General features: G+C 63.8%; 13 protein-coding genes. 6 read left to right on the forward strand and 7 right to left on the reverse strand.

Going from position 1 to position 14,785, the window contains the following annotated elements:
* Nucleotide 1 precedes the first annotated feature (1 nt).
* Nucleotides 2-718, forward strand: coding sequence for an ABC transporter ATP-binding protein (locus HP556_RS20805; protein WP_175368416.1), 717 nt, complete (start codon nucleotides 2-4; stop codon nucleotides 716-718).
* Nucleotides 719-744: 26 nt separating this feature from the next.
* Entirely contained in the window at nucleotides 745-1,500 is a 756-nt protein-coding gene (gene cnbZ / locus HP556_RS20810) for a 2-amino-5-chloromuconate deaminase CnbZ (RefSeq protein WP_120291590.1), read from the forward strand.
* Between the two features lie 5 nt (nucleotides 1,501-1,505).
* Here cnbZ and HP556_RS30510 read toward each other — a convergent pair whose 3' ends face one another.
* The 6 genes from HP556_RS30510 to HP556_RS20840 form a co-directional block, all read right to left on the reverse strand.
* A complete protein-coding gene (locus HP556_RS30510) occupies nucleotides 1,506-3,719 on the reverse strand; it encodes a SulP family inorganic anion transporter (RefSeq protein WP_175368382.1) in 2,214 nt (737 codons plus the stop codon).
* 130 nt (nucleotides 3,720-3,849) lie between these two features.
* On the reverse strand, nucleotides 3,850-5,271 hold the full coding sequence (gene glgA, locus HP556_RS20820) for a glycogen synthase GlgA (protein WP_175368383.1): 1,422 nt from the start codon (nucleotides 5,269-5,271) through the stop codon (nucleotides 3,850-3,852).
* A gap of 198 nt (nucleotides 5,272-5,469) precedes the next feature.
* Entirely contained in the window at nucleotides 5,470-6,861 is a 1,392-nt protein-coding gene (locus tag HP556_RS20825) for an MFS transporter (RefSeq protein ID WP_175368384.1), read from the reverse strand.
* A 179-nt stretch (nucleotides 6,862-7,040) separates the two neighbouring features.
* Entirely contained in the window at nucleotides 7,041-8,447 is a 1,407-nt protein-coding gene (locus HP556_RS20830) for an MATE family efflux transporter (RefSeq protein ID WP_246297834.1), read from the reverse strand.
* Nucleotides 8,444-8,947 (reverse strand): helix-turn-helix transcriptional regulator, encoded by a 504-nt coding sequence (locus HP556_RS20835; RefSeq protein WP_175368385.1) that lies wholly within the window; start codon nucleotides 8,945-8,947, stop codon nucleotides 8,444-8,446. Before HP556_RS20835 ends, HP556_RS20830 begins: the two co-directional genes overlap by 4 nt.
* A gap of 260 nt (nucleotides 8,948-9,207) precedes the next feature.
* Nucleotides 9,208-10,770 (reverse strand): AMP-binding protein, encoded by a 1,563-nt coding sequence (locus HP556_RS20840; protein WP_175368386.1) that lies wholly within the window; start codon nucleotides 10,768-10,770, stop codon nucleotides 9,208-9,210.
* A 188-nt stretch (nucleotides 10,771-10,958) separates the two neighbouring features.
* Between HP556_RS20840 and HP556_RS20845 the strand changes: the two genes are divergently transcribed.
* From HP556_RS20845 to HP556_RS20855, 3 genes are read left to right on the forward strand one after another with little or no spacing between them, the layout of a single operon-like run.
* Entirely contained in the window at nucleotides 10,959-11,567 is a 609-nt protein-coding gene (locus HP556_RS20845) for a LemA family protein (protein WP_089265314.1), read from the forward strand.
* 24 nt (nucleotides 11,568-11,591) lie between these two features.
* On the forward strand, nucleotides 11,592-12,473 hold the full coding sequence (locus HP556_RS20850) for a TPM domain-containing protein (RefSeq protein WP_175368387.1): 882 nt from the start codon (nucleotides 11,592-11,594) through the stop codon (nucleotides 12,471-12,473).
* Entirely contained in the window at nucleotides 12,473-12,970 is a 498-nt protein-coding gene (locus HP556_RS20855; protein ID WP_175368388.1) for a TPM domain-containing protein, read from the forward strand. Before HP556_RS20850 ends, HP556_RS20855 begins: the two co-directional genes overlap by 1 nt.
* A gap of 2 nt (nucleotides 12,971-12,972) precedes the next feature.
* Here the strand turns inward: HP556_RS20855 and HP556_RS20860 are convergent, their stop codons facing one another.
* Nucleotides 12,973-13,584, reverse strand: a complete 612-nt coding sequence (locus HP556_RS20860; RefSeq protein WP_175368389.1) for a glutathione S-transferase family protein — start codon at nucleotides 13,582-13,584, stop codon at nucleotides 12,973-12,975.
* Between the two features lie 174 nt (nucleotides 13,585-13,758).
* Between HP556_RS20860 and HP556_RS20865 the strand changes: the two genes are divergently transcribed.
* The gene (locus tag HP556_RS20865; protein WP_175368390.1) at nucleotides 13,759-14,733 is read left to right on the forward strand and encodes a hypothetical protein; all 975 of its coding nucleotides are present in this window, start codon (nucleotides 13,759-13,761) and stop codon (nucleotides 14,731-14,733) included.
* Nucleotides 14,734-14,785: the final 52 nt, after the last annotated feature.

The following is a 14,785-nucleotide window of genomic DNA, read 5'->3' on the forward strand; positions in this document are numbered from 1 at the left end:
GATGCTCGAACTCAATCAGGTCTGCGCCGGTTACGGTGAAATCCAGGTGCTGTGGGGCATCGACATGGTGGTGCGTTCCGGCGAGATCACCGCGTTGATCGGCTCCAATGGCGCCGGCAAGACCACGCTGATGCGCGCACTGTCCGGGCTGATCCCGTTGGTCTCGGGCAAATATGTTTCCGAAGGCGTCGATCTCTCCAAGGCGACAGCTGCGCAGATGTTGGCACATGGTATCGTCCATGTGCCGGAAGGGCGCCGTCTGTTCGGCGCCATGAGCATTGAGGACAATCTGCTGATGGGCGCCTATTCGCGCAGCGTCAGCCGTACCGAGCTCAATCGCGATCTCGATCGGGTTTACACGACCTTTCCGAAGCTCCGCGAGCGCCGCAATCAGGCCGCGGCTACGCTCTCCGGCGGCGAGCAGCAGATGTGCGCCATCGGCCGCGGGCTGATGAGCGCGCCGCGCCTCCTGATGATCGACGAACTCTCGCTCGGCCTGTCGCCATTGCTGGTGGAGCAACTGGTCGCGGCACTTCGGCAGTTGAACAGCGAAGGCATGTCGATCCTTCTGGTCGAGCAGGACGTCACCACGGCGCTCGATCTCTGCCATCACGCCTACATCATGGATATGGGCCGCATCGTGCGCACCGGGCAGGGCGCCGAATTGCTGGCCGATCCCATCATTCGCGACGCCTATCTCGGCGTCCTCGAAGATTGATTTTCACTTCATCCAAAGAGGCAAGCATGATCGAGACCGTCGAAGCCCCCAATAGCGGCTACCGTTACATGCCGGGCGTGTTCCAGTATTCCTGCGGCGTCGGCGCGCTGCCCGGCTTCGCGCTGGAGCGCGTGCGTTTCTCCAAGGTCGTCCCGCTGAAGGAAGGCTTCGCCAGGGTTGCCGAGATCATCAAGGCAGCCGGCCGGCCGCTGACCGCCTTCGCAGCCTGCGAACTGCGCTCGCCGGCACCGTTCACGGAGCAAGGGTTTATCGACTTCAACGAGATCTACATCAAGACCCTCGAAGACTGGGGGATCATGAAGGATCGCGTGAATCCCATCGCGCGCAGCAATGTGTGTCCGAAGATCGATCCGCCGTCGGAGCCTGGCTTTCATGCCTTCTCCTTCACCACCGTCGCGCCGAATGCGCCAGCATCCTTCGTCATCGCCGGCAGCGGCGAGGCCGCGGAAGGCAAGGGCGACTATCGCGACAACACGGTACGCCTCGGCGACATCAGCCCGTCCGGCATGCTGGAAAAAGCCAAGTTCGTGCTCGACGAGATGGAGCGCCGCATGAGCGCATTCTCCGGCACCTGGGACCAGACCACCGGCGCGCAGCTCTACACCGTGCGCGACGTCTATGCTCTGCTGGAAAGCGAACTCGGCCGCCGCGGCGTATTCCGCAACGGCCTGACCTGGCACTTCAACCGCCCACCGGTCGTCGATCTCGAATACGAGATGGATTGCCGCCGCGTGCATGTGGAGCGCGTGGTCGAGGTTTAACCGCCTCAATGATGACTGATGCGCAGATCTTGCGAGGTCTGCCGTAGTCGCCGGGTGAGTTCGCGCGCCAGGTTGCCCAGCAGCCTGGTGGCGAGCACCGGATTTTTCTTCAGGATCAGGTCGAAGCCGTCGCGCGGGAATTCGTAACAGACCACCGCGTCGTCGGCGACGATGGTCGCCGAGCGTGGCACCGATTCCACCAGCGCCATTTCTCCGACCGTCGTGCCGCGGCCAAGTCCGGCGATGCGGCGTCGCTCGTGATGTCCGTCGGTGCGCAGCAACACGCTGACGCTCCCTTTCAGGATCAGCCACATCCGGTCGCCGGCGTTGCCTTCGCGGCAGATCGTATCGCCACATGCGAATTCGCGTCTGGTCATTACTGCAGTCAGTTCGGCCATCTCGTTGGTGGAAACGCCATCGAGAAAGTCGATCTGCTCGAGCGTGAGTTCATCCGCTTGCCCCTGCCTCGCAGCGGAGCGGTCGAGCACGGTCTGCTCCATCCACTCCAGTGCGGAGTCGAGATCTTGTGTCATTGGCGGCGATGCCGCGTCGTGCTCGATCCCGTTGCCGATGATGGCGGCATGGACGGGCCGGACATTGCAGTAGATCAGTCGCCGTTTCTTTTCAGTCGCCTTCTGGCGCAGGGTTCGCAATGCGTTGATGCCGGACACGTCGAGGTCGGAGATGGCACCCATGTCGAGCAGGATCATATCCGTGCTGTTGAACAAGTCCTTGACGCGGAGCGAGAGGTCGTCGGCATTGCCGAAGAACAGCGCGCCTTCGAGCTGCAGGATGGCGCGCTGCTGTCCGGTCTGCTGCAGGATCGCGAGATCGTCGGCCGAGCGAATGCGCTTGGAGAACAGTGTGTCGCCGAGATGGGCGCGGCGCACCAGCGGCCGGCTCATATTGATGACGAAGATGATGCAGGACAGGATGATCCCGACAATGACTCCGGAAACCACCGAGCTGAACACGGTCACGGCCATCACCGCGAGTACAACGATCAGATTATAAACGGCGTGGCGGCGAACCTGCGGCTCGCTTTTGTGTCTGACATCGGCCAGCAGTTGCAGATTCCAGCGATCGAACAGCACGATGCCGATCACCAGAAGCAGGCCGGCGAACACCGCGCGCGGCACCTGTGCGAGCACCGACGACAGCGCGAATGTGATGGCCAACAGGCTGAGAGCCACGAAAATGCTGGTCCAGCGCGTGCGGCCGCCCATGCGATAGCCGAGCAGAATAACGGAAGGGATCGCCGATCCGCCGATGCCGCCGCCCAGCGCTGCTGCCGCATTGGCGATGCCCTGCGCGGCGAGGTCGCGCACCGGATGGATATGCGTATCGTCGAGCTGCTGTGCCACGCGAAACGCCAGCATGGTCTCCACAGTGCCGATGATCGCCAGCACCAGCGATACCAGCACGACATGCGGAAGCACGGCGGTCAGTTCCGGAGTGATCGAGCCGTCGAACACTGCACCGAGCGGCATGGCCGGAGGGAAGCTGACATGGATCTCACCGATGGTCGGCCCGAGATCGAGACCGGTCGGGACGCTGATCAGATAGTAGAGCGCGGTGCCGGCGATGAAGCCTGCAAGCGATCCCGGTATCTTCCGCAGCCAGTCCGGCAGCCGCAGCCAGCCTGCTATTGCCGGATAGTTCAGAACAAAGAGCGCCAAGGCCACGACGTAAGCCAGCATCGCCGGCTTGTTCGGCCACAGCGTATGCGCGGCAAAGAACGGCTTGAACTGGGAAATCACGATCAGCATGCCGACGCCATTGAGCAGGCCGGTGAGTACCGGGTGCGGCGCGAATTTGATGGCGCGTGTCAGGCCGAGCAGCCCGAACAGGACCTGCCACAGCCCGGCCAGAAACAAACACAGCATGATCGCGGTCACGATCATCGCGGGCTGGCTCGCAAGCGTGGCGTCATTGACCAGCGTCGTGGTCAGGCCGGCCTGCACCAGGGCCATGCTGACGCGGCTCGTCGTCACGATATAGGACGAGGTGGCGACCACGGCCGCGACCAGGCCGACGATGGCGCCGCCATACAGGCCGGCTGCAGCGCCGGCTGCGACATAGTCGGGGCCGAGCGGCGCAAACACCAGCAGTCCGCAAGCAAGGCAGAGCGGCAGGCAGACGAGGCTTGAGATCAGACCGGCGCTGATTTCCGATCGCCAGTCGACGAGCGGCTCGGCGGGAGGCGAAGCTTTGAGCACGGGCTAGCTTTCATCACAGGGGGTACCGGCCACGCCTTCATGGATGATAGTTGTTGCCAGCTTTTGCCATTATTGTGAAACGGAACTGATCCGCAAGCCAAGATCGGGGTTCGCCCGCCGATTTCCCGCGCTACACGCCGGCGACGATCGTCTTGCGATACAGCGCGCTGTAGCTGGCGGCAGAAATATTCCAGCTGAACGATTTCGACATGGCGCTGCGGCGCATCGAGTTCAGGCGATCCTTGGAGCCATAGGTCGCGAAAGCCCGCAGGATGCCGCCCAGAAATGACTCGGTGGAGGGCTGCGTGAACAGGAAGCCGGTCTCGCCATCGACGATGGTTTCGGCGAGGCCGCCGGTCTGGTGGCCGATCGGCAGCGAGCCGAAGCGCTGCGCATACATCTGGCTCAGGCCGCAGGGTTCGAAGCGCGACGGCATCAGCGTGAAGTCGCTGCCGGCGAAGATGCGCCGTGCCTCGCGGTCGTTGAAGCCGATGGCGACGCCGATCGCATCCGGACGGCGGCGATGCGCGTCCATCAGCGCGTTTTCGAGTTCGGTCTCGCCGCGGCCGGTGACGACGATCTGGCCGCCGGCGGACACGATGGCGTCGGCCGCCGACAGCACGAGGTCGACGCCCTTCTGATGCACGAGGCGGGCGACCAAACCAAAAATGGGCCCGCGGGAGAGTGCGAGCCCAAATTGTTGACGTACCCCGTCGGCATTGGCGCGTTTGGCTTCCCAGTCGCCCGCGCCGAACGGTCTCATGAGCTCCGCGCAGACGCGCGGATCCCAACTCTCATCGATGCCGTTGAGAATGCCTGTCAGACGCGACTCGTTGGAGCGCTTCGTCAGCAGGCCTTCCAGCCCGCAGCCAAGTTCCGGTGTGGTGATCTCGCGCGCATAGGTCTCGCTCACGGTGGTGAGGTGCGACGAGTAGATCAGCCCGCCCTTGAGGAAGGACAGCTTGTCGTAGAATTCGAGCCCGTCGATATGGAACGACTCCGCCGGTGCACCGATCCGGCGCAGCGAAGACTTCGGAAACAGGCCCTGATAAGCGAGATTGTGGATCGTCAGGATGGTCGGGATCTTCACGCCGCTCCAGGCGAGATAGGCCGGCACCAAGGCCGCCTGCCAGTCATTGGCGTGGACCAGATCGGCCGACCAGTTCTTGTCGAGCTTGCCGGAGGCGAGCAGTGCCGCTGCGGAGGCGAAGCGTGCGAAGCGGATGTCGTTGTCCGGCCAGTCGCGGCCGCCGGCATCGCCGTAAGGGTTGCCTGGACGATCGTAGAGCTGCGGGCAGAGCAGGATATAGATCGGCAGCCCGTCCTTGGTCGCGGCCAGGCCAACCGAGCACGCCGGCATTTCCGCCAGTGCCGGGCATTCGCCGACGATCTCGATGTCAGGAAACTGCGTGACGACGTCGCGGTAGCCGGGAAGGATGATGCGAACGTCGGTCCAGATGCGCAAGGCTCTAGGGAGGGCGGCGGAGACGGCTGCAAGGCCGCCCACCCGGATGAAGTCGTCAATCTCTGGAGTGACGAACAGTACCCTCAAGAAACGCCCTCGTGCCCGCCGCGACTACAAGGATACAAAACTGGTCCAGCGTCTTTGGGTACTTATGGAACCGAAGGGCAATGGAACTCAGTTTTGTTACTTGCGCTGCAAAATATCTGTCTCTGCACTGCAGTATATCACATCACTTAATACGGCATTGCAAAAGAGAAATGTGAGTTCGCTAAATTATCTCTGAAATCAGTGACTGGGTGACGACGGGACGATCAGCCGCAGGAAGCTCATGACGCAGCCGAGCGCGGCAAAACCGGCACCGAGCGCCAGCGCCCAGGTCGCGCCGCCATGGCCGAACAGGCCGAAGCAGAAGGCGGCAAGCGCTGCGCCCATGCTCTGGCCGGTCAGCCGGGCGGTGGCCACGATACCGCTGGCGCCGCCGCTACGGCCGGCCGGCGCGCTCGACATGATCGCCTTCATGTTCGGCGCCTGGAAGAAGCCGAAGCCGGCGCCGCAGATCACCATCCGCCAGACGATATTGGCGACGCTCGGGTCGGGCGGCAGGGTGGCCAGCAGCACCATGCCGATGCCGAGCAGGGCCATGCCGATACCGCCAAGAAGCCCGGCGGGATAGTGGTCCGACAACCGGCCGGCGATCGGCGCCATGATGCCGACGACCAGCGGCCAGGGCGTCAGGAAGAAGCCGGTCTCGACTGCCGAACGATGCAGAACTTCCTCGAAGTAGAACGGCAGCGACACAAAGGCGAGGCCCTGGACGGAGAAGGAGCAAACCGCCGTGGCCGCCGACAGCGCGAACAACGGGCGGCGAAACAGGTCGATCGGCAGCATGGGCGCAGGGTGATCGGCCTGCCGGCGGAGCAGCAGCCAGCCGAACAACAGGCCGGCAACCAGTTCGGCGACGACGATGGACGGCGCGGTGTGATGGGCGGCGCTGTCGATGCCGAGGATCAGCAGGCCGAGACAGAGCGAGGTCAGCAGGGCACCGAGAAAATCGAAACGATGGGTGGCGCGCGTGGTCTTTGGCAGCGTCTTGAGGCTGATGATAATGGCGGCGAGGCCGAAGGGCAGGTTGATCGCGAACAGCCAGGGCCAGGTTGCAACCGACAGGATGCCCGAGGCGATGGTGGGGCCGAGGGTGAAGGCCGTCGCGACGACGAGAGCGTTATGACCGAGCCCGCGGCCGAAATGGCTTGGGGGATAAACCACCCGGACCAGCGCGGCATTGACGCTCATGGCGCCGGCGGCGCCGAGGCCCTGCAGCACCCGCGCGAACAGCAAAGTGTCCAGCGACCACGCGAATGCGCAGGCGACCGACGCGATGGTGAACAGGATCAGCCCGCCGAGATAGATGCGCTGATGGCCGACGATCTCGCCCAGCGCGCCGAATGGCAGCAGCGTGGCGACCATGGCGATCTGGTAGACATTGACCACCCAGATCACATCCGCTGGCGTGGCATGGAGGTCGCTGGCGATGGAAGGCAACGCGATATTGGCGATGGCGGTATCGAGCGAGGCCATGGCAAGGGCGGTAAAGATGGCAAGCCGCGCCCAACGCTGCTGGCTCGGCGTCAGCCCTTCCGTCGGCTGGGGAGCCTGTGCCACGATACCGTCTGCCATAGCTGGGGATTCCTGGGTGCGGCCGAACTGACCGCCGATCCGCGCTATCTAGGATAGTTCGCTTTGCCCCTACAGGCGTGTAACTGCATGAGGCATATGCACATCTTTATTCCCAGTTTATTCCCAGCGGAAAATCCGCTTTCGGCTGATCACATCGCTGTCAGGCGATTACATCGCCGTCAGACCGGCTTGGTCTTGAACCAGGTCCCGGACGCCACCGCCGTGACGATGATAGTGCCGTAGACGACCAGCGCGAAGGCCAGGCAGGCGAACAGCCAGGTCAGCGATCCCGTCAGCCGCAGCGCCAGCCAGCCGCCGCCGATCGAGATCAGCAGCCGCAGCACGCCGGCGAGCAGGGGATAGAGCATCTTGCCGGCGCCCTGAGAGGCGAAATACAGCGACAGGCCGAGGCCGAAGAAGCCATAGGCCGGGCCGACAATCCGCAGATAGGCGCTGCCGGTCTCGATCATCTGCGGATCCGACCCGAACAGGCCGAGCCACGCGGCTGGCCAGATCGCGGCCGCCAGGCCGACGGTTTCGGTGATCACGAACACCATGCCGCCGCCGATCAGCGCCGCCCGCAGCGCGCGCTGCTCCTGTCCGGCGCCGATATTGGTGCCGACCAGGGCCACCAGAGGTCCGCCAAATCCAAACGCCAATGGCACCATCAGATATTCCAGCCGGACGCCGGTGCCGAAGCCCGCCACGGCGTCGCCGCCAGCGAAGCCGCCGACCAGTGCGGTGGTCAGCAGCACCGTGAAACTCGTCTGCAGCGAAATCACCGCAGCGATGGCGCCGACGCGCAAGATGTCGGCCGAGAGATCCCAGCGCAGGCGGGCCAGCTTGAAATGCACGATGCAGCGGCCGGAGAGGATGTATCCTGCGAGCACCGCGCCCACGGTGAAGGTCGACAGCACCACGGCCCAGCCGCCGCCGGCAATGCCGAGGGCCGGAATCGGTCCCCAGCCGAAGATCAGCAGCGGCGACAGCGGGATCAGCAGCACCACGCCGATACAGATCGACAGCGACGGCACCAGCATATTGCCGGTGCCGCGGATGATGCTGGCAAAGCCGTTCATCAGCCAAACTAAAACGCTGCCGCCGAACACCACGTTGGAATACTGCATGGCCGCGTCCAGCGCGCCGCCGCTGACGCCCATCGCCGTGTAAATCGCACGGCCCCAGATCAGGAAGATTGCCGAGCCGATCAGGCCGAGCAGGATATTGATGAGCGTGGCATGCATCACCAGTGCTTCGGCATCGTCGGTGCGGCGCGCGCCGAGCGCACGCGCGATCGCCGAGGAAATGCCGCCGCCCATGGCACCAGCCGACAGCATCTGCATCATCATGAAGCCGGGAAACACCACGGCCATGCCGGTCAGCGCGTCGCTGCCGAGATGCGACACCCACCAGGTTTCGATCAGGCCGGTGGAAGCCTGCGCCAGCATCACCAGCAGATTGGGCCAGGCCAGCTTGACCAGCGTGGAAGCGATCGGCGCCTGCAGCAGCATCCGGGTCCGCGGGTTCATCTCGTGGACGGGCGCGGCCGTAGCGGCGACGATGGCCTGCGGCGTTTCCAGTTTCATGGTGATCCGTCCTTCTGCGGGCGCGGTTTGCTGAGCCGCCGTTGCACGCGTGCGCTGGCGGCGGGGCCGGGCGCATTGGCGTGGGTGGCTTCGGTGATTGGTTTGCCGGTACGACGGTCGACCAGGATGGGATCGGCGGTCTCGCCGGTCTCCTTGTCGATCAGAACAACGCTTTCACCCTCCGGCGCGAAGTGACGGTTGCCCCAGCTTTGCAGCGACCACAGTACGGAGCGGAAATCCCGGCCGCGCGGGGTCACGATATATTCGTAGCGCGGCGGCTTTTCGCAATATAGCCGCTTCTCCAGCAGCCCGGCCTCGACCAGGACTGCCAGCCGGCGGGTCAGCATGTTCGGCGCGATGTTGAGGTTCTTCTGGAACTGGTCGAACCGCGTCATGCCGTAGATGGCATCGCGCATGATCAGAATGCTCCACCACTCGCCGACGCGCTCAAGGCTGCGGGCGACCGGGCATTCCAGTTTCTCGAAACTCTTGCGCTCCATGGCGGGAAGATAGGGGAGTAACTATCATCATGCAAGTCACTTGTCAGGACGGTTGTGTGTGGGGGCTCTGGCCTCTCAATTGTCGTCCCCGCCTAGCACGCCAATGGCGCGCGCGGGGCGGGGACCCATAACCACGATAGGAGTAAATGACGGAAAGGCCTCAACCACAGCGTTAGATTAGCTCTGCGGAGGCTATGGATCCCCGCCTTCGCGGGGATGACAACGGATAGGTTAGAGTCCGGGCCTGTGAGCTAAGCCCCTTACCCCACCATCCGTTCGCGTCCGACCCAGAAGCTTGCGCGCAGCGCCTTCTTGTCGATCTTGCCGACGCCCGTCATCGGCAACTCACTGACGAATTTGATGTGCTTCGGCGCATGGGCCGAACCCTTGCGGGTCTTCACCAGATTGATCAGCTCATCCGCATCCGGCTTCGCACCGCCACGCGCGACCACGATGGCGGTGACAGCCTCGCCCCATTTGTCGTCGGGCACGCCGACCACGGCGCACATGGCGACATCGGCATGGGTGGTCAACACATCCTCGATCTCGCGCGGGAAGATGTTGAAGCCGCCGGAGACGATCATGTCCTTCTTGCGGTCGAGGATGAACATGTAGCCGCGCTCGTCCGCGCGGGCGATGTCGCCAGTATGCAGCCAGCCGTTCTTCAGCGTTTCCGCCGTCTGCTCCGGACGTTTCCAGTATTCCTTCATCACATGCGGCGCGCGCACGCAGATTTCGCCGGCCTCGCCGGGCGACACTTGCTGATCGTCATCGTCGAGAATGCGGACGTCGCAGACGGCGATGGGGAATCCACAGGACAAAAACAGTTCGGGCTTCTTCGGATCGTGATCCGTCTTGCGCAGCACGGACACCGGATAGCATTCGGTCTGCCCGTAGAGCTGCGAGAACACCGGGCCGATGCGTTCGATACCTTCCACCAGCCGGCTGGGCGACATCGGCGATGCGCCGTAAAGCACCAGATCGAGTGATGACAGATCGGTCTTTGACAGCGTCGGGTTGTCGAGCAACACATAGATCATGGTCGGCACGAACAGCGTGAAATTGATCCGCTCGCGTTCGATGGTCTTGAGCACCGCCTCGGGATCGAACCCCTTCAGCATATGCACCGTGCCGCCCCGCATCAGCGTCGGCAGCACCTTGGTGCCGGCGACATGACTGATCGGCGCCACCGTGAGATAGCTCGGCGTGTCCGGAATTTCGAAGTCGGATAGAATGGCGCTGGCAAAACCCGACACTTCACGATGTCGGCGCAGCGCGCCCTTGGATTTTCCGGTGGTGCCGCCGGTGTAGTTCAGCACGGCGATGTCATCGACCTGTGCAAAGTCCCGCGCGGTGGCGCTGCCGCCTGAGCCGACGACTTTCAGCAGATCGATGCCGTAGTCTGCACGGCCCAGCGTGAATACGTGTTGCAGGCCCTGCGCGCGCGAGGCGAGCTCGCCGCCGCGCTGCAGGAAATTGTCGGCGTCAATGATCAGGATCGTTGCTTCGGCGTCCTCGATCTGGTCGATCTGGTCCTGCATCGAGCCCAGCGGATGCAGCCAGGAGATTGCGAAACGCGACAGTTGCGCCGCGACCCCGGCGCACCAGGTGTCGGCGCGATTGGCTGTGAGCAGCGCCACTTTCGTGCCGGGCTGTGCGCCGAGGTTCATGAACACATTCTGCAGCCGCGCGATCAGGTCCGTAGTGCCGCGATAGGTGATCGAGCCGCCGGGCCAACTGAAAGCGATGCGATCCGGATAGCGCGCCAGCGCCCGCAAGGTCTGCGCGCCAACGGTCGGAAACGTGTTCAGCACGTCCGTCATGGAAACCTCCCCAAATGTCCTCGGCTTCTGTGGGCCGATGGTTGCGGCAAGGCTAACAACGAATGCCGGGCATGCAAACATAAACCCGTATGGGCATTGCAGCATTCGCGATGAACTTGTGGCGGCTTTCGTCGTTTGCCTGTGCTAGAAGCGGTCGAGCCATTTGAGCCGCGTCACAGGAGAATTTCATGCGCAAGTTTTTGACCGTGCTGGCAGCACTGGCGACCCTCAGCCTGACCAATTGCGGTTACAACGCGATCCAGACCAATGATGAGCAGGTCAAGTCGGCCTGGTCGGAGGTGGTCAACCAGTATCAGCGCCGCGCGGACCTCGTGCCGAATCTCGTGAATTCCGTGAAGGGCTTCGCGCAGCAGGAGAAGGACGTTCTTCTGGGCGTCACAAATGCACGCGCCAAGGTCGGCTCGGTGCAGGCGACGCCTGATGTGGTCAACGATCCCGCCGCGCTGCAGAAATTCCAGGCCGCGCAAGGCGAACTCTCCAGCGCGCTGTCGCGCTTGCTCGTGGTCACCGAGAACTATCCGCAGCTCAAGTCGGACGCGCTGTTCAAGGATCTGATGTCGCAGCTCGAAGGCACCGAGAACCGTATCACCGTGGCGCGCAACCGCTACATCAAGTCGGTGCAGGATTATAACGTCGGCGTGCGCACCTTCCCGAACAATCTGACCGCCATGATGTTCGGCTACAAGGAGAAGGCGAATTTCTCGGTCGCCAATGAGAGCGAAATCTCGACCGCGCCGAAGGTCGACTTCAACCCGACGCCGGCGCCCGCGAAATAGGCCGGTGCCGATCAGGCCGATCCGATGAAGGCGATCAAAGCCTGTCTGCTGGCATTGCTGCTGTGCTGGAGCGCCGTCGCTCTGGCCGATGTGGCTGTGCCGGCGCTGACGGGGCGCGTGGTCGACCAGACCGCGACGCTGAGCCAGAGCGAACAGGCGTCCCTCGACAGCACGCTGCGTGATTTCGAGTCGCGCAAGGGCAGCCAGATCGTGGTGCTGATCGTGCCCACCACGGCGCCGGAAGCCATCGCGCAATACTCCATCCGCGTTGCCGAAGCCTGGAAGATCGGCCGCAAGAAAGTCGATGACGGCGCGATCCTGCTGGTCGCCAAGGATGATCGCAAGCTCCGCATCGAAGTTGGCTACGGCCTCGAAGGCGCGCTGACCGACGTGACCACGAAACGGATCATGGACGAGATCATCACGCCGCGCTTCAAGACCGGCGATTTCGCTGGTGGCATCACGGCCGGCGTCAACCAGATCATCAAGGTGGTCGATGGCGAGCCGCTGCCGGCGCCGGATGAATGGAAGGGCAATTCGAATGCCCTCGATCAGATCATGGAATATGCGCCGTTCCTGTTGTTCGGCGTTCTGATCTTCGGCAGCATCCTGCGCAACATTTTCGGCCGGCTGTTCGGCTCGCTGGTGACCGGCGGGCTCGTCACCGCGGTGGTCTGGTTGGTCGCCGGCAGCCTGCTGTTCGGCGGCATTCTCGGCGCGGTCGCGTTTTTCTTTACGCTGATCAGCGAGGCCCTCATGTCGGGTGGCGGAGGCGGTGGACGTCGCGGCGGTGGCTATATCGGGGGCGGCGGCGGTTCCTGGTCATCAGGGAGTTCATCGAGCAGCGGCGGCTTCAGCGGAGGCGGCGGCAGTTTCGGTGGCGGCGGCGCTTCGGGGAGTTGGTGATGAGCTTGAAACGCATCGGCAACCATCTGCTCGGCAATCGCTCGCGCGTCCGCAAGGCGTTCCCGCCGGAATCGCTGGCGGCGATCGAACAGGCCATCAAGGCCTCCGAGGCCAGCCATGCGGGCCAGATCCGCTTTGTCGTCGAGGGCGCGCTCGACGGCGCGCCGCTGTTCCGCAATCAGTCCGCGCGCGAACGCGCCATCGACGTGTTCGCGCAACTGCGCGTCTGGGACACCGCGCATAACAACGGTGTGCTGATCTATCTGCTGCTCGCCGATCGCGATGTCGAGATCGTGGTCGACCGCGGCATCGATGCCCGCGTCGGCAAACCCGGCTGGGAAGCGATCTGCCAGATGATGGAGGCGGAGTTTCGCGCCGGGCATTTCGAGCGCGGCGTGATCAAGGGGATCGACGCGGTGACGCAGCATCTGGCGGCTCACTTCCCGCGCGATGCCGGCTCGGTGAATGAACTGCCAGATGCGCCGGTGGTGCTGTAACGCTACGCCTTCGCTGACTCCCGCGCGCCGACGCGCTCGAACCACGCCGCGATCTTCGCATTGCCCCGGTCCCACGGCTGCTTCACCTTGTCGGCGAAATCGAGCCAGCAGAACAGCACGATATCCGCCATCGTGAACCGTTCGCCGCAGATGAAGGTCTTGCCGCCCATCTGTCCGTCGAGCCAGCGCAGCCGGTCGATGGCGATTGTCTTCAGGCCCGGCGCGCCTTCAGGGACGCAGACGATGCGCGTCTCGAAGCGCTTCAATCCCTCGGCGAAGCGATAGCCGTTGGCGATGTGCTGGCAGATGTTGAGATCGACGCGCTGCCGCCACATCCGTGCCTCGGCGCGCTGCTCGGGCGTGGTGCCGATCAGCGGCGGCGTCGGATGCGTCTCCTCGACATATTCGCAGATCGCGACCGTCTCCGAAACATAGGCGCCATCGTCGAGCTCGAGCGTCGGCATCTGCCCGTGCGGATTGCGCGCCAGATGCGCGCGTTCGCGGTTCTCGCCACCAGCAAGATCGACGGTCTGGACGGGGAGGCTGATGCCCTTCTCGGCCAAGAACATGCGCACCACGCGCGGATTCGGTCCGATGGAATCGTAGAGCTTCATGGCATTTCCCCGATTGTTCTGTTTGCTGGTGTTGTGCGGGCGGGGCGCGTGCGCGTCAAGCAACGGTTCCCATCGCCGGACAAGAGGTGAAATTTTCGTAAGCACTGCACCCGGTAAGGATTTGGCAAGCAATGAAAGTTACCAAAGTGTTCATCTATTCTGGAGAATTTGATCGTGAGCGAGCACAAGGCCGATTCCACCCCAGACGTCAGCGGCGATCACGTCGACACCGGCGCCGCGGCGGCGGCCGGTTCCCACGATGCTGACATTCACGTGGATTCGCCGAAGCTCGCACCGGAGCAGGGCGACGATCGCAGCGGTGCTGACCGCCCCGCCCAGATGCCAAAGAGGGAAGCGCCGAAGCTCGGAGCGCCCGGCCGGATCACCATCATGGCTCCTTCCCGCGACAGCGGCCCGCATGAGGGCGCGTCCCGTGAGAATGCGTCGCGCGAGCGCTCCTGGGAAGACTTCGTCAATTCCGAGCCGAAGATTGAGTCGGCAGAGAAGGCTGGCCGTAGCCGGATGATGGCGATTGCCGCGATGATCGCGCTGGGTATCACCGTCGGCGCAGTCGGCGGTTCGGTGGCCATGTCGGGCCTCGGCAAGCTGTTTGCCGCCGACGACACCAAGTCGACCAACCAGGCACTGGAAGAACACATTGCCCGTCTCGACGGCGAACTCTCGGCGCTCAAGGCCGAGGTCGACCGCAACGCCAAGCAGTCCATTGCGGCGCGCGCGAAGTCTGCCGAGCGTCTCGACAAGCTTGAGAAGGGCCAGGCCGAACCGGCCGCGAAACTCGCGAAGCTGAGCGAGACCGTCGAAAAGCTGCGCACCACGCCGCCGCCCGCTGCTGCGCCCGCGCCGGCCCCTGCACCGGTTGCCTCGGCACCGGCCAAGGAAGTGACAGGTTCGATCAACGCCCCGGTGCCGACCCCGGCACCGAAGCCCGAAGTTGCGCGCCTGCCCATGGTCGAAGGCTGGCGTATCATCGACATCGCCGGCGGCGGCGCCACCATCGAGGGCCGCGCTGGAATCTTCGAAGTCTATGCCGGTGATCCGGTTCCGGGTCTCGGCCGCGTCGATGCGATCCGCAAGCAGGATGGTCGCTGGACGGTGGTCACGAGCCGCGGCCTGATCGTTGCCCGCTGATCCGCTCTTTCTGCGATGAAAGCGTTCAGGCCGCTGCTGGTGCAGCGGCCTT

Source organism: Tardiphaga robiniae, assembly GCF_013359755.1.
Classification (GTDB): Bacteria; Pseudomonadota; Alphaproteobacteria; order Rhizobiales; family Xanthobacteraceae; genus Tardiphaga; species Tardiphaga robiniae.